This is a genomic window from Burkholderia sp. MSMB617WGS, assembly GCF_001532025.2.
GTDB lineage: Bacteria > Pseudomonadota > Gammaproteobacteria > Burkholderiales > Burkholderiaceae > Burkholderia > Burkholderia savannae.
Genome location: NZ_CP013457.1, coordinates 797,611 through 818,956 on the forward strand (window position 1 = coordinate 797,611; position 21,346 = coordinate 818,956).

The 21,346-nt window shown below is 69.4% G+C and carries 20 protein-coding genes; 6 read left to right on the forward strand and 14 right to left on the reverse strand.

Annotated features, from left to right (window positions below):
* Nucleotides 1-26: 26 nt before the first annotated feature.
* Nucleotides 27-485 (forward strand): D-aminoacyl-tRNA deacylase, encoded by a 459-nt coding sequence (gene dtd / locus WT60_RS04065; protein ID WP_059583364.1) that lies wholly within the window; start codon nt 27-29, stop codon nt 483-485.
* Nucleotides 486-519: 34 nt separating this feature from the next.
* Nucleotides 520-1,182, forward strand: a complete 663-nt coding sequence (locus WT60_RS04070; RefSeq protein ID WP_038754171.1) for a histidine phosphatase family protein — start codon at nt 520-522, stop codon at nt 1,180-1,182.
* Nucleotides 1,183-1,284: 102 nt separating this feature from the next.
* On the opposite strand, the gene WT60_RS04075 is transcribed toward WT60_RS04070, so the two are convergent.
* The 11 genes from WT60_RS04075 to WT60_RS04125 form a co-directional block, all read right to left on the reverse strand.
* A complete protein-coding gene (locus WT60_RS04075) occupies nt 1,285-2,433 on the reverse strand; it encodes a ParB/Srx family N-terminal domain-containing protein (RefSeq protein ID WP_060356318.1) in 1,149 nt (382 codons plus the stop codon).
* Nucleotides 2,434-2,553: 120 nt separating this feature from the next.
* Nucleotides 2,554-3,507: an oxygenase MpaB family protein gene (locus WT60_RS04080; protein ID WP_060356317.1), complete on the reverse strand. Its 954-nt coding sequence runs from the start codon at nt 3,505-3,507 to the stop codon at nt 2,554-2,556.
* Between the two features lie 26 nt (nt 3,508-3,533).
* Complete coding sequence (ruvB, locus tag WT60_RS04085) at nt 3,534-4,604, reverse strand: Holliday junction branch migration DNA helicase RuvB (RefSeq protein ID WP_038754162.1); 1,071 nt, start codon at nt 4,602-4,604, stop codon at nt 3,534-3,536.
* 108 nt (nt 4,605-4,712) lie between these two features.
* Nucleotides 4,713-5,294 (reverse strand): Holliday junction branch migration protein RuvA, encoded by a 582-nt coding sequence (gene ruvA, locus WT60_RS04090; protein WP_038754159.1) that lies wholly within the window; start codon nt 5,292-5,294, stop codon nt 4,713-4,715.
* Between the two features lie 283 nt (nt 5,295-5,577).
* Nucleotides 5,578-6,120: a crossover junction endodeoxyribonuclease RuvC gene (gene ruvC / locus WT60_RS04095; protein ID WP_038754156.1), complete on the reverse strand. Its 543-nt coding sequence runs from the start codon at nt 6,118-6,120 to the stop codon at nt 5,578-5,580.
* A 734-nt stretch (nt 6,121-6,854) separates the two neighbouring features.
* Entirely contained in the window at nt 6,855-8,420 is a 1,566-nt protein-coding gene (purH, locus tag WT60_RS04105; RefSeq protein ID WP_038754153.1) for a bifunctional phosphoribosylaminoimidazolecarboxamide formyltransferase/IMP cyclohydrolase, read from the reverse strand.
* A gap of 44 nt (nt 8,421-8,464) precedes the next feature.
* Entirely contained in the window at nt 8,465-8,698 is a 234-nt protein-coding gene (locus WT60_RS04110; RefSeq protein WP_004194052.1) for a Fis family transcriptional regulator, read from the reverse strand.
* Nucleotides 8,695-9,759 (reverse strand): tRNA dihydrouridine synthase DusB, encoded by a 1,065-nt coding sequence (gene dusB / locus WT60_RS04115; protein ID WP_059646222.1) that lies wholly within the window; start codon nt 9,757-9,759, stop codon nt 8,695-8,697. The genes WT60_RS04110 and dusB overlap by 4 nt, the downstream gene beginning before the upstream one ends.
* A 108-nt stretch (nt 9,760-9,867) precedes the next feature.
* On the reverse strand, nt 9,868-10,245 hold the full coding sequence (locus WT60_RS33380; RefSeq protein ID WP_145986725.1) for a hypothetical protein: 378 nt from the start codon (nt 10,243-10,245) through the stop codon (nt 9,868-9,870).
* A 141-nt stretch (nt 10,246-10,386) separates the two neighbouring features.
* Complete coding sequence (locus tag WT60_RS04120; protein ID WP_038754148.1) at nt 10,387-11,580, reverse strand: UbiH/UbiF/VisC/COQ6 family ubiquinone biosynthesis hydroxylase; 1,194 nt, start codon at nt 11,578-11,580, stop codon at nt 10,387-10,389.
* A gap of 43 nt (nt 11,581-11,623) precedes the next feature.
* Entirely contained in the window at nt 11,624-13,033 is a 1,410-nt protein-coding gene (locus WT60_RS04125; protein ID WP_060356316.1) for an aminopeptidase P N-terminal domain-containing protein, read from the reverse strand.
* Nucleotides 13,034-13,443: 410 nt separating this feature from the next.
* Here WT60_RS04125 and WT60_RS04130 point away from each other — a divergent pair, with 410 nt between their 5' ends.
* Nucleotides 13,444-14,055: a glutathione S-transferase N-terminal domain-containing protein gene (locus tag WT60_RS04130; protein ID WP_038754142.1), complete on the forward strand. Its 612-nt coding sequence runs from the start codon at nt 13,444-13,446 to the stop codon at nt 14,053-14,055.
* 365 nt (nt 14,056-14,420) lie between these two features.
* Here the strand turns inward: WT60_RS04130 and WT60_RS04140 are convergent, their stop codons facing one another.
* The 3 genes from WT60_RS04140 to WT60_RS04150 all read right to left on the reverse strand — a co-directional run bounded on the left by WT60_RS04140 (nt 14,421) and on the right by WT60_RS04150 (nt 17,918).
* Complete coding sequence (locus tag WT60_RS04140) at nt 14,421-16,061, reverse strand: FMN-binding glutamate synthase family protein (RefSeq protein ID WP_038755473.1); 1,641 nt, start codon at nt 16,059-16,061, stop codon at nt 14,421-14,423.
* A gap of 121 nt (nt 16,062-16,182) precedes the next feature.
* A complete protein-coding gene (gene mnmA / locus WT60_RS04145) occupies nt 16,183-17,412 on the reverse strand; it encodes a tRNA 2-thiouridine(34) synthase MnmA (protein WP_060356315.1) in 1,230 nt (409 codons plus the stop codon).
* Nucleotides 17,409-17,918 (reverse strand): NUDIX hydrolase, encoded by a 510-nt coding sequence (locus WT60_RS04150; protein ID WP_059583377.1) that lies wholly within the window; start codon nt 17,916-17,918, stop codon nt 17,409-17,411. Before WT60_RS04150 ends, mnmA begins: the two co-directional genes overlap by 4 nt.
* A 242-nt stretch (nt 17,919-18,160) precedes the next feature.
* Here WT60_RS04150 and WT60_RS04155 point away from each other — a divergent pair, with 242 nt between their 5' ends.
* Genes WT60_RS04155 through WT60_RS04165 form a run of 3 tightly spaced genes read left to right on the forward strand, consistent with a single transcriptional unit; the run spans nt 18,161 to nt 21,093 of the window.
* On the forward strand, nt 18,161-19,300 hold the full coding sequence (locus WT60_RS04155) for a Re/Si-specific NAD(P)(+) transhydrogenase subunit alpha (RefSeq protein ID WP_060356314.1): 1,140 nt from the start codon (nt 18,161-18,163) through the stop codon (nt 19,298-19,300).
* A 12-nt stretch (nt 19,301-19,312) separates the two neighbouring features.
* Complete coding sequence (locus WT60_RS04160; RefSeq protein ID WP_038755481.1) at nt 19,313-19,642, forward strand: NAD(P) transhydrogenase subunit alpha; 330 nt, start codon at nt 19,313-19,315, stop codon at nt 19,640-19,642.
* Entirely contained in the window at nt 19,639-21,093 is a 1,455-nt protein-coding gene (locus WT60_RS04165; protein WP_038755482.1) for an NAD(P)(+) transhydrogenase (Re/Si-specific) subunit beta, read from the forward strand. The genes WT60_RS04160 and WT60_RS04165 overlap by 4 nt, the downstream gene beginning before the upstream one ends.
* Nucleotides 21,094-21,346 lie beyond the last annotated feature (253 nt).

The window sequence follows — 21,346 nt, forward strand, 5'->3', positions numbered from 1 at the left end:
GCCGCGCGCGTGACGCAGGCGCGCGCATGATCGCGTTGATCCAGCGCGTGAAGCGCGCCGACGTGCGCGTCGGCGGCCGCGTGACGGGCGAGATCGGCGCCGGTCTTCTCGCGCTCGTCTGCGCGGAGCGCGGCGACACCGAGGCGGTCGCGAACAGGCTGCTCGCGAAGGTGCTCGGCTACCGCGTGTTCAGCGATGCGGCGGGCAAGATGAACCTGCCCGTGTCGAACATCGACGGCGCGGGGCGCGCGGGCGGCCTGCTGCTCGTGTCGCAGTTCACGCTCGCGGCCGACACGAACAGCGGCCTGCGCCCGAGCTTCACGCCCGCCGCGCCGCCCGACGAGGGCGAGCGCCTGTTCGACTACTTCGTGCGCGCGGCGCGCGAGCGCCATCCGATCGTCGCGACGGGCGAGTTCGGCGCCGACATGCAGGTGTCGCTCGTCAACGACGGTCCCGTGACGTTCTGGTTGCAGACGCGCCCGTGACACGCCCTTGACGCTTCGATTCGAGACCGCACCGATGGCCACGACGCAGATTCTCTTCATCCGCCATGGCGAGACGGCCTGGAACCGCATCAAGCGGATTCAAGGCCACATCGACATTCCGCTTGCCGACACGGGGCTCGCGCAGGCGCGGCAGCTGGCCGACCGGCTCGCGCGCGACGCACGCGCCGGCGCGCGCATCGATGCCGTCTATTCGAGCGACCTGTCGCGCGCGCGGCAGACCGCGCAGCCGGCCGCCGATGCGCTCGGCCTGCCGCTCGCGCTGCGCGAAGGGCTGCGCGAGCGCGCGTACGGCGTGTTCCAGGGGCACGACAGCGTCGAGATCGAGGCGCGTTTTCCCGACGCGTTCGCGCAGTGGCAGACACGCGATCCCGGCTTCGAGCCGGAAGGCGGCGAATCGCACCGCGCGTTCTATCATCGCGTGCTGCACGAGGTCGAGCGGATCGTCGCCGCGCATCCGGGCGGGCGCATCGCGTGCGTCGCGCATGGCGGCGTGCTCGACTGCGTATACCGTTTCGCGAACGATCTGCCGCTCGACGCGCCGCGCAAGCACGCGCTGTTGAACACGAGCGTGAACGTCGTCGATTATGACGATGGCCGCGCGCGTATCGTGCGCTGGGCCGACGTCGATCACCTGAGCGACGCGAGCGACGACGACGGCTATCGAAAGGTGCTGTGACGGGCGAGCGGTCGCGAGCTTCGCGCGCGCGAGCCTGAACGTGGGCGCGGCCGCGAGGCGCTCCGGATCGTCGCGGCGCATGGCCTTAGCCGCCGCCGCGCTTCAGCGCAGCCCGCGGCGCGACTTGTAATCGAGCGCGTACGCGATCTTGCCGGGTTTGTCGGCCGTGATCGGCTGGCGCAGCTTGTCGAATTCCCCCTTGCCGTATTTCTTTCCGCCGTTGATCTGATCGGCGCGGCCGAGGTCCGCGCCCGTCTTGCCGTCGATCACCGGATCGATCGACGCGACCATCCGCGCCGACGCATTCCACACCGCATTCAGGTAGCCCGTGTCCGCCGTCGCCGGGTCGGGATCGGTCGCGCCCGCGCGCGCGAGGTCGTAGCCCGCGAGTGAGAACGCTTCCGGCTGCCGGCGCAGCCAGTCGGCCCAGTAAAACTCGAGATAGTCGGTCGCCTGCGCGGGCTTCGCATAGCCGATGTCGCGCGTGAAATAGACGAGCGACCGGTAGCGGTCGTCCTGCATGCCGAGCTTCAGGCCGAGGCCGGCGGGCAGCTGGTCCGCCGCGATCGGCCGGCCGTCTCCGTCCTTCAGGCGCGTGTAGCCGCGGCTTTGCATCTGCTGCCAGAACGCCGCGCCCGAGTAGTCGCTCAGGTTGTCCTTGACGACGACGTGCACGTGCAGCGACGCGCCGCCGTCGGGCGTCTCGTAATAGGTCGACAGGCCGTGGTGGCCGTCGGTCACGTACAGCATGTCGCCGTTCGGCCCGATGACGACGGGATTGAGCACGGCGCGCTCGCGCGCGTCGGCGCTCGTCGCGCAAGCGTAGCTCGCGGCGTCGCGCAACGTCGACTGCGTCGCGTAGCCGTTCGACGCGAGGCCGCCGAGCCCTTCGTCCGCGCAGAAGTCGTCGAACTTCTTGTCGGGCTGCCGTTCGTAGCGGCCGAGCTTGTAATAGATCTGGTCGTAGCCGAGCGCGCCTTGCGTCGGATGCAGTTCGCCGAGCGCGACGTCGAGCATGTCGCCCGTGCGCGCGCCTTTCCATTTGCCCGGCGCGGAGGCGGGCGCCTTCGGCGACGGGCTGCCCGCGCTCGGCCCAGGCTGCGTCGCGTGGCCGCGCGTGGAGCCGGCGGCGCCCGCATCGACGGCGGCAATCGGTGGGGCGGGCGCCGTGCCGTCGCCGCCGCAGGCGGCGAGCGCGGCGACGAGCGGAAAGGCGGTGGCGGCGACGAGACGGAAGAGCGGACGCGGCATCGTTGGCTGGTGTCGATGGTGGGTTTGGCGGGGATGGCGACGCGCGATTGATGCGCGTGCGGCCCCGTCAGCATCGCGAATGGATGTGACAGGTATTTGAAATGAACGCGACGGGTTGGGCTACGTGCCGTTGGGGCCCGGCTGCTCCGGCCGGGCGGACACCCGCCGGCGTGCGCGCTTCGATACGCCGTTGACGAGCGCCCAGCGGATCACCGGCGCGACGATCCGCACGCCGGGCCGAACGAGCGCGCGGCGCACCGGCGCGAGCGACGACAGGCCGAGCATCTGTTGCGCCCACGTCGGCAACAGATCGACGCCGGCGTTGAAAAGGAGCGCGGCGGCGGGGCGCATCGCCGGCCTCGGCACCGGCACGTTCATCAGGGTCCGTACCACCTCGTGCGTGCGCTCGCTCGCTTCGAGCTCGGGGCGCGTCGCGGCGAAGTACGCGGCGACGTCGGCGCGCGTTTTCGGGACGTTCGTCGCGCCCAGCAGCTCGGCGATGCGCGCGGTTTCCGCGTAGTAGCGGTCCTGATCGGCGCCCGGCAACAGCGGATTCACGTAGCGCAGGTGCGCGGCGAGAAAGCTCGACACCTCGGCGACGTGCACCCACGTGAGCAGTGCGGGATCGCTCGCGCGATACGGGCGGCCATCGAGCCCCGTGCCGACGACGGTCTCGTGTATCGCCTTCACGCGTTCGATCAGCTTCAGCGCATCGGCGCGGCTGCCGTACGTCGTGCCGGAGATGAACGTCGCGGTGCGGCGCAGGCGGCCGAGGATGTCGGTGCGGAACGTCGAATGGTCCCACACGCCCGCGAGCGCGAGCGGGTGCAGCGCCTGCAGCAGCAGCGCGGAGATTCCGCCCGTCATCATCGACGTGAAATCGGCATGCACCTTCCAGCACACCGCGTCGGGGCCGAAGAGGCCCGGGTCGCCCGGCGGCGACGAGTAGTCGAGCGACGGGCCGCTGCCGGACGTCAGATGCGTGACGCCGCCCGCGACGCGGGCGCGCACGCGCTCGACGAGCGGATGTCCGATCGGGGAGCGGGCGGGGCGGTCGCGAAGCGGGGCGGACATCGGTCGACTCGTCGGGACGGGGGGCGTCAGCCCTCGGCGTCCGGCGTGCCCCAGAGGTTGCGCACGGGGCTCGCGGCGTCCGGCGCGGCGAGCCCGAAGTGCCGGTAGGTAAGGAGCGTCGCGACGCGGCCGCGCGGCGTGCGCTGCAGGAAGCCCTGCTGGATCAGGTACGGCTCGAGCACGTCCTCGATCGTGTCGCGCTCCTCGCCGATCGCGGCGGCGAGGTTGTCGACGCCGACCGGTCCGCCGTCGAACTTGTGCAGGATCGCTTCGAGCAACTTGCGGTCCATCAGGTCGAAGCCGACCGGATCGACGTCGAGCATCGCGAGCGCGGCGTCCGCGACGGACGCGGTGATGTTGCCGTCCGCCTTCACTTCCGCGTAGTCGCGCACGCGGCGCAGCAGCCGGTTTGCGATCCGCGGCGTGCCGCGCGAGCGCTTCGCGATCTCGAGCGCGCCGTTCGGATCGATCTGCGCGTTCAGCAGCGACGCCGAGCGCCGCACGATCCGCGACAGTTGCTCGGCGTCATAGAATTCGAGCCGCGCGACGATGCCGAAACGGTCGCGCAGCGGGTTCGTCAGCATCCCGGCGCGGGTGGTCGCGCCGACGAGCGTGAACGGCTGCAGGTCGAGCTTCACGCTGCGCGCGGCGGGCCCTTCGCCGATCATGATGTCGATCTGGTAATCCTCGAGCGCCGGATACAGGATTTCCTCGACGACGGGCGACAGGCGATGGATCTCGTCGATGAAGAGAACGTCGTTCGCTTCGAGGTTCGTGAGGAGCGCGGCGAGGTCGCCCGCCCGCTCGAGCACGGGGCCGGACGTCTGGCGCAGATTCACGCCCATTTCGCGCGCAATGATGTGCGCGAGCGTCGTCTTGCCGAGGCCGGGCGGTCCGAACAGCAGCACGTGGTCGAGCGCTTCGGCGCGACGCTTCGCGGCCTCGATGAAGATTTCGAGCTGGCCGCGCACCTTTTCCTGGCCGACGTATTCGTCGAGCTGGCGCGGGCGCAGCGCGCGTTCGAACGCCTCTTCGTGCGAAGACGCGGGCGTGGCGGCAATGATCCGCTCGGCGGCGAGTTTGTCGGTTTCGATCATGGGGCCATTGTACCGCGCGGCGTGCTCCGGCCAACCTGGCCGAACGGCCGAGTCGCCTGGCGGCGCACGGCATGCGAAGCTGTCTTCGACGACGCGCCGTTCGAGCCGCTACGCCTTCGACAGCGCCTTGAGCGACAGCTTGATGCCTTCGGACACGCCGGTGCCGGCCGGCACGTTCTTGATCGCGGCGAGCGCTTCCTTTTCCGAATAGCCGAGCGCGAGAAGTGCGTTGAGGATGTCGGTCGCGTGGTCGGAAGGCGAGGCCGCGCCGGCGAGCGGGCCGAGATCTGCGCCGAGCTTGCCCTTGAGCTCGAGGAGCAGGCGCTCGGCTGTCTTCTTGCCGATGCCCGGCACGCGCGTCAGGCGCGCGGCGTCCTGCAGCGTGACCGCTTGCGACAGCTCCGCGACGCTCATCCCGGACAGCACGGCGAGCGCCATCCGCGCGCCGACGCCCGTGATCTTGAGCAGTTCCCGGAACGTCGAGCGCTCCTGCGGCGTGAGGAAGCCGTACAGCAGGTGCGCGTCCTCGCGGACGATCAACTGGGTCAGCAGCACGACCTTCTCGCCCGTGTGCGGCAGGTTGTAGAACGTGCTCATCGGCACGTCGACTTCATAGCCGACGCCGTTGCAGTCGACGAGGATGTGCGGAGGGTTCTTTTCAAGCAGGGTGCCGGCGATGCGACCGATCATGGCGAGTGCGGGACGGAACGGAAAGCGCGAGTGTAGCGCACCGCGGGGCGCGAGCGGCAGCGGCGCGAACGCGCGCGAAGCCCGATGCGGGCGGTGGAGCGGGCGGCATCCGCTTGGCGTCGCCGGGCGCCATGGGATGGTCAGCCCGATCCCGGCTTGGCGGACGATGCCGGGCAGGGATTCTTCATTGGGGCGCCGTCGCGAAAGCCGTCTCGTTGATCGGGATCGATCCGGGCAAACACGGTTTCCACCCGCGCGGGCGGCACACGTCGAGCCGGCCGCCTTATCCGATGAGCCGCCCGCGCCGAACGCGCAGCCCCTTCTTCGCGAGCGCGGGCGCGATGCCGCCGAGCGTGTTGAGCGTGTTGCCGCCGTGCGCGTGACAGATCGCCATCCCGAGCGCGTCGGCCGCGTCGGTGCCGGGCAGTCCGGACAGGCTCAGCAGGCGCGCGACCATTTCCTGCATCTGCTCCTTCGTCGCGCGTCCGTAGCCGACCACCGCCTGCTTGAGCTGCAGCGCGGTGTACTCGGCGACGGGCAGGCCGCCCGACACGAGCCCGCAAATGGCGGCGCCGCGCGCCTGGCCGAGGAGCAGCGTCGATTGCGGATTGACGTTGACGAACACTTTTTCGATCGACGCCTGATCGGGCGTGTGCTCGCGGATCAGCGTCGAGACGCCGTCGTAGATCGTGCCGAGCCGCGTGGGCAGGTCGGCGGTGGGCGTCTTGATCACGCCGCTCGCGACGTACGCGAGCCGATGGCCGCTGACGTCGATCACGCCGAAGCCGGTGACGCGCAAGCCGGGGTCGATGCCGAGGATTCGCATGGAGAAACGGAAAAGCTATGTGCGACCGATACTACACGAATGACGCCGGAGCCCGGCGAAAGCGGACGGCGCAACGCCGCGCGAGCGGGGCGGCGAACGTGGATCATGCGAGCGCTGCGCGATCGCGGCGGCCGGCGCCGGACGCTCGTTGCGTGCGGTCGGGAGGCAAGCGCCGGAACGGGGTGCGAGCGGCGCGAAGCCGTCGGTTGAATCGATGCCGAGATGTCGCGCTGTCGCTCTGTCGAGATGTCGAGATGTCGAGATGCCGAGATGCCGAGATGCCGAGATGCCGAGATGCCGAGATACCGAGATACCGAGATACCGAGCGCCGAACACGGCGTTGCTTCCGACGGAATTCGGCTTCGCGCGAGCGATCGCTTCAAATGGCCGGGCCGCCGAGCTTGCCGCTTCGAAGAAGCGCCGCGACGAACCACTGCGCCATTGCAACGGAAACCGCCGCAAGGAACGGCCGCGCAGCGAGCCGTTGCCACCCAACGACGGCCGCAGCGTACGACTGCAGCGAGCCGCTGCCGCCCTACGCTGACTGCAGCGAGCCGCCGCCGCCAACGATGCCCGCCGCGTACGGCCACAGCGAGCCGCCGCCGCCAACGACCGCCATGCCAAAGAGCCGCCGTCCCGACCCGTCACTCGCCACGCATCGGTTCCGCGCGACCGATAAAAAACCCGGCGGTGATCCACCGCCGGGTTTCGCCGGAAACGCTGCGTCGTACGAATCAGTGGCGGAAGTGGCGCACGCCCGTCACCACCATCGCGATGTTGTGCTCGTCGGCGGCGGCGATCACCTCGTCGTCGCGCACCGAGCCGCCCGGCTGGATCACGCAGGTCGCGCCCGCCGCGACGACGACGTCGAGGCCGTCGCGGAACGGGAAGAACGCATCCGACGCAACCGCCGAGCCGGCCAGCGAGAGGCCCGCGTTCTGCGCCTTGATGCTCGCGATGCGCGCCGAATCGACGCGGCTCATCTGGCCCGCGCCGACGCCGAGCGTCATCCCGTTGCCGCAGAACACGATCGCGTTCGATTTCACGTACTTCGCGACGCGCCATGCGAAGAGGAGGTCGTCCATTTCCTTCGGCGTCGGATGGCGCTTCGTGACGACGCGCAGCTCGCGCGGCTGCACGTTCTTCGAATCGAGCGACTGCACGAGCAGGCCGCCGCCGACGCGCTTCAGGTCGAACGCGTTATGGCCGTCGCCCAGCGCGATCTCGAGGAGACGCACGTTCTGCTTCGCCGCGAACACCTGCTTGGCCGCATCCGAGAACGACGGCGCGATCAGCACTTCGACGAACTGCTTCGCCACCGCCTGCGCGGCGGCTTCGTCGACTTCCCGGTTGAACGCGATGATGCCGCCGAACGCCGACGTCGGATCGGTCTGGAACGCCTTCGCGTACGCGTCGGCCGAATCGTTGCCGACCGCGACGCCGCACGGGTTCGCGTGCTTGATGATCACGCACGCCGGCGCGTTGAACGTCTTCACGCATTCCCACGCGGCGTCCGAATCGGCGATGTTGTTGTACGACAGTTCCTTGCCCTGCAGCTGGCGGTAGTTCGCGAGCGCGCCGGCCGGCGTCGCGACGTCGCGGTAGAACGCCGCGCTCTGGTGCGGATTCTCGCCGTAGCGCAGGTCCTGCACCTTGTCGAACGCGAGGTTCAGCGTCGCCGGGTACGCGTTGCGCGACGCATGCTTCAGCTCGTCGGTCAGGCTCGTCAGGTAGTTCGTGATCGCGCCGTCGTATTGCGCGGTATGCGCGAACACCTTCGTCGCGAGGCGGAAGTTGGTCGGGTAGCCGACCGTGTTGCCGTTCGCCTTCATTTCGTCGAGCACGACCGCGTAGTCGGCCGGGTCGACTACGACCGTCACGTCGCGGTGGTTCTTCGCCGCGGAGCGCAGCATCGTCGGGCCGCCGATGTCGATGTTCTCGATCGCGTCGGCGAGCGTGCAGTCGTCCTTCGCGATCGTCGCGACGAACGGATACAGGTTCACGACGAGCAGGTCGATCGTCGGGATGCCGTGCTGTTCCAGCGCCTGCATGTGCTCGGGCAGGTCGCGGCGGGCGAGGATGCCGCCGTGCACCTTCGGGTGCAGCGTCTTCACGCGCCCATCGAGCATTTCCGGGAAGCCGGTGTAGTCGGCCACTTCGGTGACGGGCAGGCCCGCTTCGGCGAGCAGTTTCGCGGTGCCGCCCGTCGACAGCAGCTTGACGCCGAGCTCGGACAGCGCTTTCGCGAAGTCGACGATGCCGGTCTTGTCGGAAACGGAAATGAGCGCTTGCTTGATCATGATGGAACCACCAATAGCCAGGAAAACGGGGACGGTTCGGCCGCCTACAGCAGGCCGTGCTGCTGCAGCTTCTTGCGCAGCGTGTTGCGATTGATGCCGAGGTACTCCGCGGCGAGCGACTGGTTGCCGCCCGCCTGTTCGAGCACGACTTCGAGCATAGGCTTTTCGACGCACGACATCACCATTTCATAGACGTCGTGCGGATTGGAGCCGTCGAGATCCCGGAAGTAGCCATCCAGGCTGTCGCGGACGCATTGTTCGATGTTGTGCTTGCTCATGCTGCTAACTGGTTAGAATCGCCCGGCTCGCCGCGGCCGCCGTCTTCGTCGTCGACATAGACGAGGCGGTCGGACAGCGCCTGTTGCGCGTCGAAGAATTCGTTGACGGCGGCAAGCTGCTCGCGGGTGGTTTCGAGCGTGTTCATCCGGTGCCGGAACCCGTTGGCGCCGGAAAGGCCGCGAGTGTACCAGCCGATGTGCTTGCGTGCAGTACGGACTCCCGTGAATTCGCCGTAAAACGTGTAGTGATCCTCGAGGTGCTCGTTCATCACCTGGCGGATTTCGTCGATGCGCGGCGGCGGCAGGAGCTCGCCGCTTTGCAGGAAATGATCGATTTCGCGGAAGAGCCATGGCCTTCCTTGCGCGGCGCGGCCGATCATCAGCGCGTCGGCGCCCGTCGCGTCGAGCACCGCCTTCGCCTTTTGCGGCGACGTAATGTCGCCGTTCGCGACGACCGGAATGCGCACGGCGGCCTTCACGGCCGCGATCGTGTCGTATTCGGCGTCGCCGCGGTACAGGTCGGCGCGGGTTCTGCCGTGCACGGTCAGCATCGAGATGCCGGCCGCCTCGGCGAGCTTCGCGATCGTGATGGCGTTCTTGTGCTCGCGGTCCCAGCCGGTGCGGATCTTCAGCGTGACGGGCACGGCGTCGGGCCCCGCGCCGACCGCGCCGACGACGGCCTCGACGATCCGCTGCACGAGCGGCTCGTTCTGCAGGAGCGCCGAGCCGGCGGCGACGTTGCAGACCTTCTTCGCCGGGCAGCCCATGTTGATGTCGATGATCTGCGCGCCGTTCGCGACGTTGTGACGCGCGGCCTCGGCCATCATCGCCGGATCGGCGCCCGCGATCTGCACCGCGATCGGCTCGACTTCGCCCGCGTGGTTCGCGCGGCGCATCGTCTTCTCGCTCTTCCAGAGCTGCGCGTTCGACGCGACCATCTCGGACACGGCGTAGCCCGCGCCGAGCCGCTTGCACAGCTGGCGGAACGGCCGGTCCGTGACGCCCGCCATCGGGGCGACGAACAGGTTGTTGCGCAGAACGTGAGAGCCTAGGACGGGCATCGCAATGGGAGCGCCCGCGCGGGGCGCGGGCGGGGCGTCGGGAAAAGGGAAAACGCGCATTTTACCGTAACCGCCGGTGCCGCCGAATTAGGCAACTGTCGGCAATCGTTAAATCGTCGATGAATCTTGCGTGAAGGTGGGATGACGCATCGTGCGCGCCTGCGAAGCGGTGTAGCTGCGATGCGGCGGGAAATGGGCCGCGAGCTCGCGAAGCCGGTTGGCGTCGGCTTCGGTGACGGCGCTCGCGCGCTCGCGTTTCTCGTGCGTCTCGATGCGCAAGGCGGCGGCGCGGCGAGAGGCGGCCGGGATGGGCGTCGACGCGGAAAGCGTGCGTGCGGCATGAGAGGCTCGATGCCGGCCCCGTCGCGCGACTGCGTCGGAAAAACGCCGGTCGCGGCTTGACCGAATCGCTCGGCGAAGAAACCGTTTCCCGGATCGCACGACGCGCGGCTCGCGGGCATCGCTCGAGATGACTCGAGCGAACATGGCCGCAACGGCGCGCGGCCTGCTTTTCGATTTCGATTCGATCGGCCGGGCCGCCGGCTGCCGACATTCAGCCTTCGGCGACCGATCGCCGCGCGCCGGCGATGACCGACGGTCGCGTGCCGACGACCGCGCCCGTGCGCGTCAGCGCCGCTGTCCGAACATCATCTGCCGCGCGATCGCCGTCTTGAGCGGCGGCACGAATTCGAGCGCGGTGAGCGCCGCGCCGCGCAGCACCGCGAGCGGGCGCGACTCGATGGTGAACAGGCGGGCGAGCGTATCGGTCGCGCCGATCGTGAAGCGTCTGTCGAGCGCGCGGCGCGCGTTGAACGTCGCGAGCGCGAGCGGCGTCGCGCCGTGCTCGGACAACGTCTCGGCGAGCGTGTGCGCGTCGCGCAGCCCGAGGTTCAGCCCTTGGCCCGCGACCGGGTGCAGCGTCTGCGCGGCGTTGCCGACGATCGCGACCCGGCCGTCGACGAGCGTATCGGCCGCGGCGAGCCCGAGCGGGAACGCCGCGCGTCCGGCGATCCGCGTGAAGTGTCCCATCCGCGTGCCGAACGTCGCGCCGAGTTCCTGCAGGAACGCGTCGTCGGGCAATTCGCTGCGCCGCCGCGCGACGTCGGGCGCGCAGCACCAGACGAGCGCGTAATCCGCCTGTTGCGGGCCGCCGAGCGGCAGCAGCGCGAGCGGGCCTTCGCCGGTGAAGCGCTCCCAGGCGACGCGCGGTCGCGGCGCCGACACCGTGACGGTGCCGACGAGCGCCGTCTGTCCATAGTCGCGATTTTTCGCGCTCTCGGTCAGCTTGCGCTTGCCGTCGTCGAAGAGGCCGCCTTCCGCGTTCACGAGCACGCGCGCGCGCAGCGCGCGCGCGCCTTGCGGCGTGTCGAGCGTGACGGTCACGCCGTCGGCGTCCTGCGCCGGCGAATGCGCGGATGTCGACGTGAACCAGTGCGCGGGCGTGCCGCGCACCGCGCGCGCGAGCGCCTGCACGATCGAGCCGTAGCGCACGACGTAGCCGAGCGCGGCGAGATCGTGCTCGTCGCGATCGATCAGCGTGCGGCCGAAATGGCCGCGCTGCGAGACGTGGATGTGCTCGATCGGCGTCGCGTCGCCCGGCCAGCCGAGCGTATCGAGCAGCATCCGGCTGCCTTGCGACACGGCGATCGCGCGCGGATCGTTCGCGCTCGCGTCGGGATCGCGCGCGTCGACGAGCGCGACCGACAGCGCGCGGGTCGCGCTGCGCCGCGCGAGCCAGCCGGCGAGCGCAAGCCCGACCGGCCCGGCGCCGACGATCGCGATATCGAAGTCGAAAGCGGGCGAGGGGGCGGCGGTCGTCATCGTTCTTGAATCGTGGGTCTCGATAGGAAAGCGCGCGGGCGGGTCATGGCTGCGGGCGGGCGCTTTGCGTCTGCGCGTCGCGCATCAGCGCCTCGATCTCGTCGGCGGCCACCGGCACGTCGCGCGTGATCAGCTCGCACCCCGTCGGCGTGACGAACGCGTCGTCCTCGATCCGGATGCCGATGTCCCAGAACGCCTGCGGCACGTCGTCGGCCGGGCGCACGTAGAGGCCCGGCTCGATCGTGAGCGCCATGCCCGCGTGCAGCACGCGCGACGGCAGCGCGCCGTCGTCGTCGCGCGGCGCGCCGCGCTCGCGGTAGTCGCCGCAGTCGTGCACGTCCATCCCGAGCCAATGGCCCGTGCGGTGCATGTAGAAGCGCGTGTACGCACGCTCGGCGATCACGTCGTCGACGCTCGCGAAGCGCGCCTTCGGCACGAGCCCGGTGTCGAGCATGCCCTGCGCGAGCACGCGCACCGCGGCGTCGTGCGGCGCGTCGAACGACGTGCCCGCGCGCGTCGCCGCGATCGCCGCTTCCTGCGCGGCGAGCACGATGTCGTAGAGCGCACGCTGCGGGGCCGAGAAGCGGCCGTTCGCCGGGAACGTGCGGGTGATGTCGGATGCGTAGCCGTCGAGCTCGCAGGCGGCGTCGATCAGGATCAGGTCGCCGTCCTTGACGATCGTGTTGCCGGCCGGATAGTGGAGCACGCACGCGTTCGCGCCCGTCGCGACGATCGAGCCGTAGGCGGGCGATTGCGCGCCGTGGCGGCGAAACGTGTAGAGCAGCTCGGCCTCGAGTTCGTATTCGCGCACCCCGGGACGGCACGCGGCCATCGCGCGGCGGTGCGCGAGCGCTGAAATCTCGGCCGCGCGGCGCATGATCGCCTGCTCGTGCGGATCTTTCACGAGGCGCATGTCGTCGAGGAGCGGCTCGAGATCGAATGCGGCGCCGGGCGCGGCGACGCCAGCGCGGGCGCGCGCGCGCACCGCGTCGAGCCAGCCGTTCAGGCGGCCGTCGAATTCGGCCGACGCGCCGAAGCGGTAGTGGAGCGCGTGCGCATCGGCGAGAAGGCGCGGCATCTCGGCGTCGAGCGCGTCGTACGGGAACGCGGCGTCGAAGCCGAACGCGTCGCGCGCGGCTTCGGGGCCGAAATGGAACCCTTCCCAGATCTCGCGCTCGGGATTCTTCGCGCGGCAGAAGAGGATCGCGCGGGGCGCGTCGCCCGCCGCCGACGCGTCGAGGACGAGCAGCGCGTCGGGCTCGGAGAAGCCCGTCAGGTAGTGGAAGTAGCTGTCGTGCCGGTACGGATAATCGCTGTCGCGATTGCGGGGCACTTCCGGCGCGGTCGGCACGATGGCGACGCCGCCGCCTTGCGCGCGCAGCTTGGCCAGCACGCGGTCGCGGCGCTGGCGGTGGACGTCGAGGGCGATGGCGGGTTCGGTCGGCTGATTCATCACGCGATTGTAGCGCCGTCGCGCGGGTCGCGCGCGCGACGGGGGCGAGGCGGCCGTGCGGACGCCGCGGGGCGGCTCGTCCCGCCGCGCCCGTGCGCGCATGAAACCGCGCGCGCAACAGCGCACGCGAAAGCACACACAAAGCGCGCCGCGCGCGACGCGAAGCCGCGCTGCCCGTCGAGCGTCGCGCGCGGCCGGCGTGTCGGCGCGGGACGTCGGCGCGAATCCGCGACCCGGCCCGCGCGGCCGCGGCCGAAGCAAGGCCGGCCGCCGCCTTGCCGGCCCGCGCGGCGGGCGTCATTGTTGCAAACCATCCACAGGCCGGACGGCCGATTATCAACGCAGACGCAACGGCCGGTTATGATCGGCGACAACGTATACTCTCGGGCGGTATTCCCGACAGAAGACAGATGATGAAATTAATCGGTTCGCTCAGCAGCCCGTTCGTCCGCAAGGCGCGAATCGTGCTCGCTGAAAAGAAGATCGACTACAAGCTGGAGCTCGAAAACGTCTGGGCGCCGGACACCGACATCCATGCGTCGAACCCGCTCGGCAAGGTGCCGTGCCTCGTGATGGAAGACGGCGCCGCCGTGTTCGATTCGCGCGTGATCTGCGAATACGTCGACACGCTTTCGCCCGTCGGCAAGCTGATTCCGCCGTCCGGACGCGAGCGCGTCGAGGTGCGGTGCTGGGAGGCGCTCGGCGACGGCGTGCTCGACGCGGCGGTCGCGATCCGCATCGAGCACGTGCAGCGCGAGCCGCATCAGCGCAGCGACGCGTGGATCGCGCGCCAGCAGCGCAAGATCGACGACGGCCTCGTCGCGATGTCGCAGGGCCTCGCCGGCAAGACGTGGTGCGTCGGCAATCACTACACGCTCGCCGACATCGCGCTCGGCTGCGCGCTCGGCTACCTCGAATTCCGGATGCCGGAGATCAACTGGCGCGAGCGCCATTCGAATCTCGACAAGCATTTCGCGAAGCTCGCGCAGCGCCAGACGTTCGTCGACACGGTTCCGCAGTGACGCGTCGCCGCACGCGGCGATGACGAAAAAACGCCCCGGATGGGGCGTTTTCGTTTGATGCATCGAGCGTTCGCGGGGCGAAGCTGCGTCGCGCGAGCCGGCTGACGGCGCGGCGTTTCGGAACGCGGCTCGCGATCGCGCCGTTCAACGGCTGTAGGCGGTTGCATCGGCTGTGGATCGTCGCATCATATTTGCCCGCACCGCCGCACCGCCGCACCGCCGCACCGCCGCACCGCCGCACCGCCGCACCGCCGCACCGCCGCACCGCCGCACCGCCGCACCGCCGCACCGCCGCACCGCCGCACCGCGACGATTCGCACGACCGCTTCGCCGCGCGCGCCGTCGCGACGCTTCGCGCGATGCGGCTACGCGCGCGCCGGCGCGCGCTTGTCGACGCGCGCGTATACGGCCTCGCCGGGCGAGAACGAATCGCTGCGCGCGACGGGCCACCACGTCTCGTACAGCGAGAAGCCGCAATGGCCGCCGTTCAGCAGCGCGCCCGGCTCCAGATACTTGAGCAGTTGCGACATCAGCCGCACTTCGTGCGGCGCGACGCGCTGCACGATGTGATGCGCGCGCAGCTCGGACGGGTGCGACAGCCCCGCCGCCTGCACGAGCTCCTGCAGCGCGTGCAGCGTGTTGCGATGGAAGTTGTGGACGCGCTCCGCCTTGTCCGGCACGACGAGCGCGCGCTGGCGCACCGGGTCCTGCGTCGCGACGCCCGTCGGGCAGCGGTCGGTGTGGCAGTGCTGCGCCTGGATGCAGCCGACCGCGAACATGAAGCCGCGCGCCGAGTTCACCCAGTCCGCGCCGATCGCGAGCGTGCGCGCGATATCGAACGCGGTGATGATCTTGCCGCTCGCGCCGAGCTTCACCCGCTCGCGCAGCCCGATCCCGACGAGCGTGTTGTGCACGAGGAGAAGCCCTTCCTGCAGCGGCACGCCGACGTGATCGGTGAATTCGAGGGGCGCCGCGCCGGTGCCGCCTTCCGCGCCGTCGACGACGATGAAGTCCGGCACGATGCCCGTCTCGAGCATCGCCTTCGCGATCCCGAAGAATTCCCACGGATGGCCGACGCACAGCTTGAAGCCCGTCGGCTTGCCGCCGGACAGCTCGCGCAGCCGGTCGACGAATTCGAGCAGCCCGCGCGGCGTCGAGAACGCCGAGTGCGCGGCGGGCGACACGCAATCCTTGCCCATCGGCACGCCGCGCGTCTCGGCGATCTCGGGCGTGATCTTGGCGGCGGGCAGCACGCCGCCGTGGCCGGGCTTCGCGCCTTGCGACAGCTTCACCTCGATCATCTTCACCTGCGGGGCGCGCGCCTGCTTCTCGAATGTGTCCGGATCGAACGTGCCGTCGTCGCGGCGGCAGCCGAAGTAGCCGGAGCCGATCTCCCAGATGATGTCGCCGCCATGCTCGCGGTGATATTTCGACAGCGAGCCTTCGCCCGTGTCGTGCGCGAAGCCGCCTTGCTTCGCGCCGAGATTGAGCGCGCGGATCGCGTTCGCCGACAGCGCGCCGAAGCTCATCGCCGAGATGTTGAAGATCGAGATGTCGTACGGCTGCTCGCGCGTCGCGCCCACGCGCACCCGGAAGTCGTGGCCGTCGAGCTTCGTCGGCGCGAGCGAATGGCTGATCCATTCGTGCGCGACCGCCTTCACGTCGAGCTCGGTGCCGTAGGGCCGGTTGTCGGCGACGTTCTTCGCGCGCTGGTAGACGAGGCTGCGCTGCGCGCGCGAGAACGGTTTTTCGTCGGTATCGTCCTCGACGAAGTACTGGCGGATTTCGGGGCGGATGAATTCGAACAGGAAGCGCAGATGGCCCCAGAGCGGATAGTTGCGCAGGATCGCGTGGCGGTCCTGCTTCAGGTCGTACAGGCCGAGCGCGACGAGCGCGGCGACGGGCACGATCCACAGCCACGAGATCGTGTGCCGCGCCGCGAGCACGGCGACGGCCGCGAAGAGGGCGAGCGCGCACCACATCGCGAGATAGCGTCGAGAAAGCATGGGGACTCCATATCGTTTTTCGGATGCCGCCGCGCGTCGGCGGCAGGCGCGGCGGCGCGCGCGCACGGCGCCCGGCCGGCGCGGCGTGCCTCGCGTGCCGCAAGTCTAAACCGATCGGGGTTCAGCGCGCTTCGGCGAGCGCGCTTGCGCGGCCCTTGGGGGCGGCGTCGGGGCGTTCCGTCGCCGCGGACTCGATGATCCCGCCGCCGAGGCACACGTCGCCGTCGTACAGCACGGCCGACTGGCCGGGCGTGACGGCCCATTGCGGCTCGTCGAACGTGAGCGAGAAGCGCTCGCCGCCGGCGTCGGTCGCGCCGGCAGGCGGTGCGCCGGCGCCCGGCGCGGCTCGGCCTTGCCCGGCCCGGCTTGACGCGCCTCGATCCGGCGCGGCTCGGCCGAACATGCAAGCCGCGTCGGCCTGCCGATAACGGGTTTTCGCGCCGCACCGCGCGCCGTCGGCGGGCGGCTCGCCCGCGACCCAGCTGACGTTGCCCGCGACGAGCTCACGCGAGCGCAGCCACGGATGATCGTGGCCCTGCACGACGTAGAGCGTGTTCGACGCAATGTCCTTCGCCGCGACGAACCACGGCTCGCCGCTGCCGTCCTTGCTGCCGCCGAGCCCGATGCCCTTCCTCTGGCCGAACGTGTAGAACGCGAGGCCGATGTGCTCGCCGACCGTCTTGCCGTCGGGCGTCTTCATCGGGCCGGGTTTCGTCGGCAGATAGCGGTTCAGGAAATCGCGGAACGGGCGCTCGCCGATGAAGCAGATGCCCGTCGAATCCTTCTTCTTCGCGTTCGGCAGCCCGATCTGCGCGGCGATCTCGCGGACCTTCGTCTTCGGGATCTCGCCGAGCGGGAACATCGTCTTCGACAGTTGCGCCTGATTGAGGCGATGCAGGAAGTACGACTGGTCTTTCGTATGATCGAGCGCCTTCAGCAGCTCGAAGCGGCCGTCGCGCTCGCGCACGCGCGCGTAGTGGCCGGTCGCGATCGTTTCCGCGCCGAGCGACATCGCGTGATCGAGGAACGCCTTGAACTTGATCTCGGCGTTGCACAGCACGTCCGGGTTCGGCGTGCGGCCCGCCGAGTATTCGCGCAGGAACTCGGCGAATACCCGGTCCTTGTATTCGGCCGCGAAATTGACGGCCTCGACGTCGATGCCGATCAGGTCCGCGACCGACACGACGTCGATCCAATCCTGCCGCGTCGAGCAGTATTCGCCGTCGTCGTCGTCCTCCCAGTTCTTCATGAAGAGGCCGACGACGTCGTAGCCCTGTTCCTTCAAGAGCCACGCCGTCACCGACGAATCGACGCCGCCCGACATGCCCACCACGACTCGACGCTTCGTCATTTGCCCACCGCCTGATGATCCGGGGCCGCGCGATACGGCGCGACCGAATGCGTATGCACGAAATCGAGCGGCACGCGGCGGCCGGCGAGGTAGTCGTCGACGCAACGCATCACCGCGGGCGAGCGGTGGCGATCCTCGCAGGCGCGCAGTTCCTCGGGCGTCATCCACAGCGTGCGGACGATGCCGGCGTCGAGCGCGCGATCGGCGTGCTCGACGCCCGCGCGGCCGCAGAACGTGAAGCGCAGGTAGGTCGCGCCGGCGCTCGCCGGGCGTGCGTAGTGCGCGAGATACACGCCGACGAGCGCGTCCGGCTCGAACGGATGCGCGGTTTCCTCGAGCGTCTCGCGGATCACCGCTTCGACGAGCGTCTCGCCGGCTTCGAGGTGGCCCGCCGGCTGGTTGATGCGCAGGCCGGACGACGTTTGTTCTTCGATCACGAGAAAGCGCCCGTCGCGTTCGACGATCGCGGCGACCGTCACGTGCGGGGTCCAGATTTCGGGTTTCATAGCCGCGCATTTTACCGGTTGCGCCGCGCGGCTGCCGAATGCGCGTATAGCGCGGTTCCGACCCCGGCGCAACTGCGGGCGTTGCCGATGCGCACGGGCGCGGCCGCCGGAAAGGGGTCGCATTGATGAATCGTCACCGCTTTCGGTTAAAGTGGCGCCTGAAACAGCCGTTGCCTTCGAGCCGGTATGTCAGTCTTCCGGCTCGCCGTCGCAGTAGAACAAACGAAGAGGAGGGATCGACGATGCATATCGGAGTGCCTGCCGAAACGCGGGCGAACGAGGCGCGCGTGGCGGTGACGCCGGAGACGGTCAAGAAATACGCGGCGGCCGGCCACCGCGTCACGGTCGAGCGCGGCGCGGGCACGGCCGCGAGCTTTCCGGACGACGCGTATGCGGCGGCCGGCGCGGAGCTCGCCGATGCGGCCGCCGCGTTCGCCGCGGACATCGTGCTGAAGGTCCAGGCGCCGACCGACGCCGAGAACGGGCATCTGAAGCGAGGCTCGGTGCTGGTCGGCATGCTCGAGCCGTTCAACGCCGAGCAGGCGGCGCGCCTCGCGGCGGCGGGCGTGACGGGCTTCGCGCTCGAAGCCGCGCCGCGCACGACGCGCGCGCAGAGCCTCGACGTGCTGTCGTCGCAGGCGAACATCGCCGGCTACAAGGCGGTGCTCGTCGCCGCGACGCTGTATCCGCGCTTCTTTCCGATGCTGATGACGGCCGCGGGCACCGTGAAGGCCGCGCGGGTGCTCGTGCTCGGCGCGGGCGTCGCGGGCCTGCAGGCGATCGCGACCGCGAAGCGCCTGGGCGCCGTGATCGAGGCGTCCGACGTGCGCCCGGCGGTGAAGGAGCAGATCGAATCGCTCGGCGCGAAATTTCTCGACGTTCCTTACGAAACGCAAGAAGAGCGCGATGCCGCGCAAGGCGTCGGCGGCTACGCGCGGCCGATGCCGGCGTCGTGGCTCGGCCGGCAGGCGGCGCTCGTGCACGATCGCGCGAAGCAGGCCGACATCGTGATCACCACCGCGCTGATTCCGGGCCGCGCCGCGCCGACGCTGATCTCCGTCGAGACCGTGCAGTCGATGAAGCCGGGCTCGGTGCTCGTCGATCTCGCGGCGGGCCGCGGCCCCGAATTCGACGGCAGGAAGAGCGGCAACTGCCCGCTCACCGTCGCCGATCAGGTGATCGTGCACCAAGGGGTGACGATCGCGGGCTACACGAACCTGGCCGCGATGGTGCCCGCCGACGCGTCGTCGCTCTACGCGCGCAACCTGTTCGACTTCCTGAAGCTGATCGTCACGAAGGAAGGCGCGCTCAACATCGATCTTTCGGACGACATCGTGGCCGCGACGCTTTTGTGCCGCGACGGCGAAGTCGTGCGCAAATAACGGGAGGAGGCCATGGAGATCATCAATCACACGGTCATCAACGTGATCATCTTCGTGCTGGCGGTGTACGTCGGCTACCACGTGGTGTGGAACGTGACGCCCGCGCTGCATACGCCGCTGATGGCGGTGACGAACGCGATCTCGGCGATCGTGATCGTCGGCGCGATGCTCGCGGCCGCGCTCACGCTGGGCGGCGTCGGCAAGGTGTTCGGCACGCTCGCCGTCGCGCTCGCGGCGGTCAACGTGTTCGGCGGCTTCCTCGTGACGAGGCGCATGCTCGAGATGTTCAAGAAGAAGGAGCCGAAGCAGGCGGGCGGCAAGGCGAAGGAGGGCGCGCGATGAGCATGAACGTCGTCACGTTGCTGTACCTCGTCGCGTCGGTGTGCTTCATCCAGGCGCTCAAGGGGCTGTCGAATCCGAAGAGCGCTAGACGAGGCAATCTATTCGGAATGGTCGGGATGGCGATCGCGATCCTGACCACCGTCGCGCTGATCGCGAAGCAGGCCGCGTGGCTCGGCGCGAACCTGCCGCTCGGGCTCGGGCTCGTGTTCGGCGCGCTCGTGATCGGCGGCGCGGTGGGCTCGGTGATCGCCGCGCGCGTCGAGATGACGAAGATGCCCGAGCTCGTCGCGGCGATGCACTCGCTGATCGGTCTCGCGGCCGTGTGCATCGCGGTCGCGGTGGTCGCGGAGCCGGAGGCGTTCGGGCTCGTGCCGCAGGACGCGAGCTCGCCGAACTTCATCCCGTACGGCAACCGGATCGAGTTGTTCATCGGCACGTTCGTCGGCGCGATCACGTTCTCCGGCTCGGTGATCGCGTTCGGCAAGCTGTCGGGCAAGTACAAGTTCCGGCTGTTCCAGGGCGCGCCCGTCGTCTATCCGGGCCAGCATCTGGTGAACCTGATGCTCGCGCTCGCGATGCTCGGCTTCGGCGCTCTGTTCTTCCTCACGCAATCGTGGCTGCCGTTCGGAATCATGACGGCGATCGCGTTCGCGCTCGGCGTGCTGATCATCATTCCGATCGGCGGCGCGGACATGCCGGTCGTCGTGTCGATGCTGAACTCGTACTCGGGGTGGGCGGCGGCGGGCATCGGCTTCTCGCTGAACAACGCGATGCTGATCATCGCGGGCTCGCTCGTCGGCTCGTCGGGCGCGATCCTGTCGTACATCATGTGCCACGCGATGAACCGCTCGTTCTTCAACGTGATCCTGGGCGGCTTCGGCGGCGATGCGGGCGCGGCGTCGGCGGGCGGCGAGAAGGAACAGCGGCCGGTGAAGTCGGGCTCGGCGGAGGACGCGTCGTTCATGCTCGGCAACGCCGAATCGGTCGTGATCGTGCCGGGCTATGGCCTGGCGGTGGCGCGCGCTCAGCACGCGCTGAAGGAGCTGACCGACAAGCTCGTCGAGAAGGGCATCGACGTGCGCTACGCGATTCATCCGGTCGCGGGGCGGATGCCGGGCCACATGAACGTGCTGCTCGCGGAAGCCGAAGTGCCGTACGAGATCGTCCACGAGATGGAGGACATCAACGGCGAATTCGGGCAGGTGGACGTCGTGCTCGTGCTCGGCGCGAACGACGTCGTGAATCCGGCGGCGAAGAACGATCCGAAATCGCCGATCGCGGGGATGCCGATCATCGAGGCGTACAAGGCGCGCACGGTGATCGTCAACAAGCGGTCGATGGCGGCGGGCTACGCGGGCCTCGACAACGAGCTCTTCTACATGGACAAGACGATGATGGTCTTCGGCGACGCGAAGAAGGTGATCGAGGACATGGTGAAGTCGGTCGAGTGACGCGGCGCGCGTGCGCCCGGCCGGCGGACGGGCGCGCGCCGCGCGGCAGCATCGCGCCGGTCGGCGTGCGCTCCGAAAGGGGCGCGTCGATCCGGCGCTTTTCTTTTGTGTGCGGGCGCCGGCGCGGCGGCGCGGCGGCGACGCGGATCGCGCCGTGCGGCCGGCGCGCTTGGGTCGCCGCCGCTTGTGCTCTGATTCCTCCGTTTTCTTCGTTTTCAATTTCGTGCCGGGCGGGGGCGCCGCGTGAATTGCG

Bases quoted from the DNA above. Each gene is read 5' to 3' on its own strand.
- WT60_RS04160 (WP_038755481.1), top strand. From the start codon at position 19,313: ATGGAGATCATCAATCACACGGTCATCAACGTGATCATCTTCGTGCTG.
- WT60_RS04140 (WP_038755473.1), bottom strand. From the start codon at position 16,061: ATGCTTTCTCGACGCTATCTCGCGATGTGGTGCGCGCTCGCCCTCTTC.
- WT60_RS04110 (WP_004194052.1), bottom strand. From the start codon at position 8,698: ATGAGCAAGCACAACATCGAACAATGCGTCCGCGACAGCCTGGATGGC.
- WT60_RS04120 (WP_038754148.1), bottom strand. From the start codon at position 11,580: ATGACGACCGCCGCCCCCTCGCCCGCTTTCGACTTCGATATCGCGATC.
- WT60_RS04155 (WP_060356314.1), top strand. From the start codon at position 18,161: ATGCATATCGGAGTGCCTGCCGAAACGCGGGCGAACGAGGCGCGCGTG.
- WT60_RS04075 (WP_060356318.1), bottom strand. From the start codon at position 2,433: ATGCCGCGTCCGCTCTTCCGTCTCGTCGCCGCCACCGCCTTTCCGCTC.
- ruvA (WP_038754159.1), bottom strand. From the start codon at position 5,294: ATGATCGGTCGCATCGCCGGCACCCTGCTTGAAAAGAACCCTCCGCAC.
- dusB (WP_059646222.1), bottom strand. From the start codon at position 9,759: ATGCCCGTCCTAGGCTCTCACGTTCTGCGCAACAACCTGTTCGTCGCC.
- purH (WP_038754153.1), bottom strand. From the start codon at position 8,420: ATGATCAAGCAAGCGCTCATTTCCGTTTCCGACAAGACCGGCATCGTC.
- dtd (WP_059583364.1), top strand. From the start codon at position 27: ATGATCGCGTTGATCCAGCGCGTGAAGCGCGCCGACGTGCGCGTCGGC.
- WT60_RS04150 (WP_059583377.1), bottom strand. From the start codon at position 17,918: ATGAAACCCGAAATCTGGACCCCGCACGTGACGGTCGCCGCGATCGTC.
- WT60_RS04070 (WP_038754171.1), top strand. From the start codon at position 520: ATGGCCACGACGCAGATTCTCTTCATCCGCCATGGCGAGACGGCCTGG.
- WT60_RS04080 (WP_060356317.1), bottom strand. From the start codon at position 3,507: ATGTCCGCCCCGCTTCGCGACCGCCCCGCCCGCTCCCCGATCGGACAT.
- WT60_RS33380 (WP_145986725.1), bottom strand. From the start codon at position 10,245: ATGTTCGCTCGAGTCATCTCGAGCGATGCCCGCGAGCCGCGCGTCGTG.
- mnmA (WP_060356315.1), bottom strand. From the start codon at position 17,412: ATGACGAAGCGTCGAGTCGTGGTGGGCATGTCGGGCGGCGTCGATTCG.
- ruvB (WP_038754162.1), bottom strand. From the start codon at position 4,604: ATGATCGAAACCGACAAACTCGCCGCCGAGCGGATCATTGCCGCCACG.
- WT60_RS04130 (WP_038754142.1), top strand. From the start codon at position 13,444: ATGATGAAATTAATCGGTTCGCTCAGCAGCCCGTTCGTCCGCAAGGCG.
- WT60_RS04165 (WP_038755482.1), top strand. From the start codon at position 19,639: ATGAGCATGAACGTCGTCACGTTGCTGTACCTCGTCGCGTCGGTGTGC.
- WT60_RS04125 (WP_060356316.1), bottom strand. From the start codon at position 13,033: ATGAATCAGCCGACCGAACCCGCCATCGCCCTCGACGTCCACCGCCAG.
- ruvC (WP_038754156.1), bottom strand. From the start codon at position 6,120: ATGCGAATCCTCGGCATCGACCCCGGCTTGCGCGTCACCGGCTTCGGC.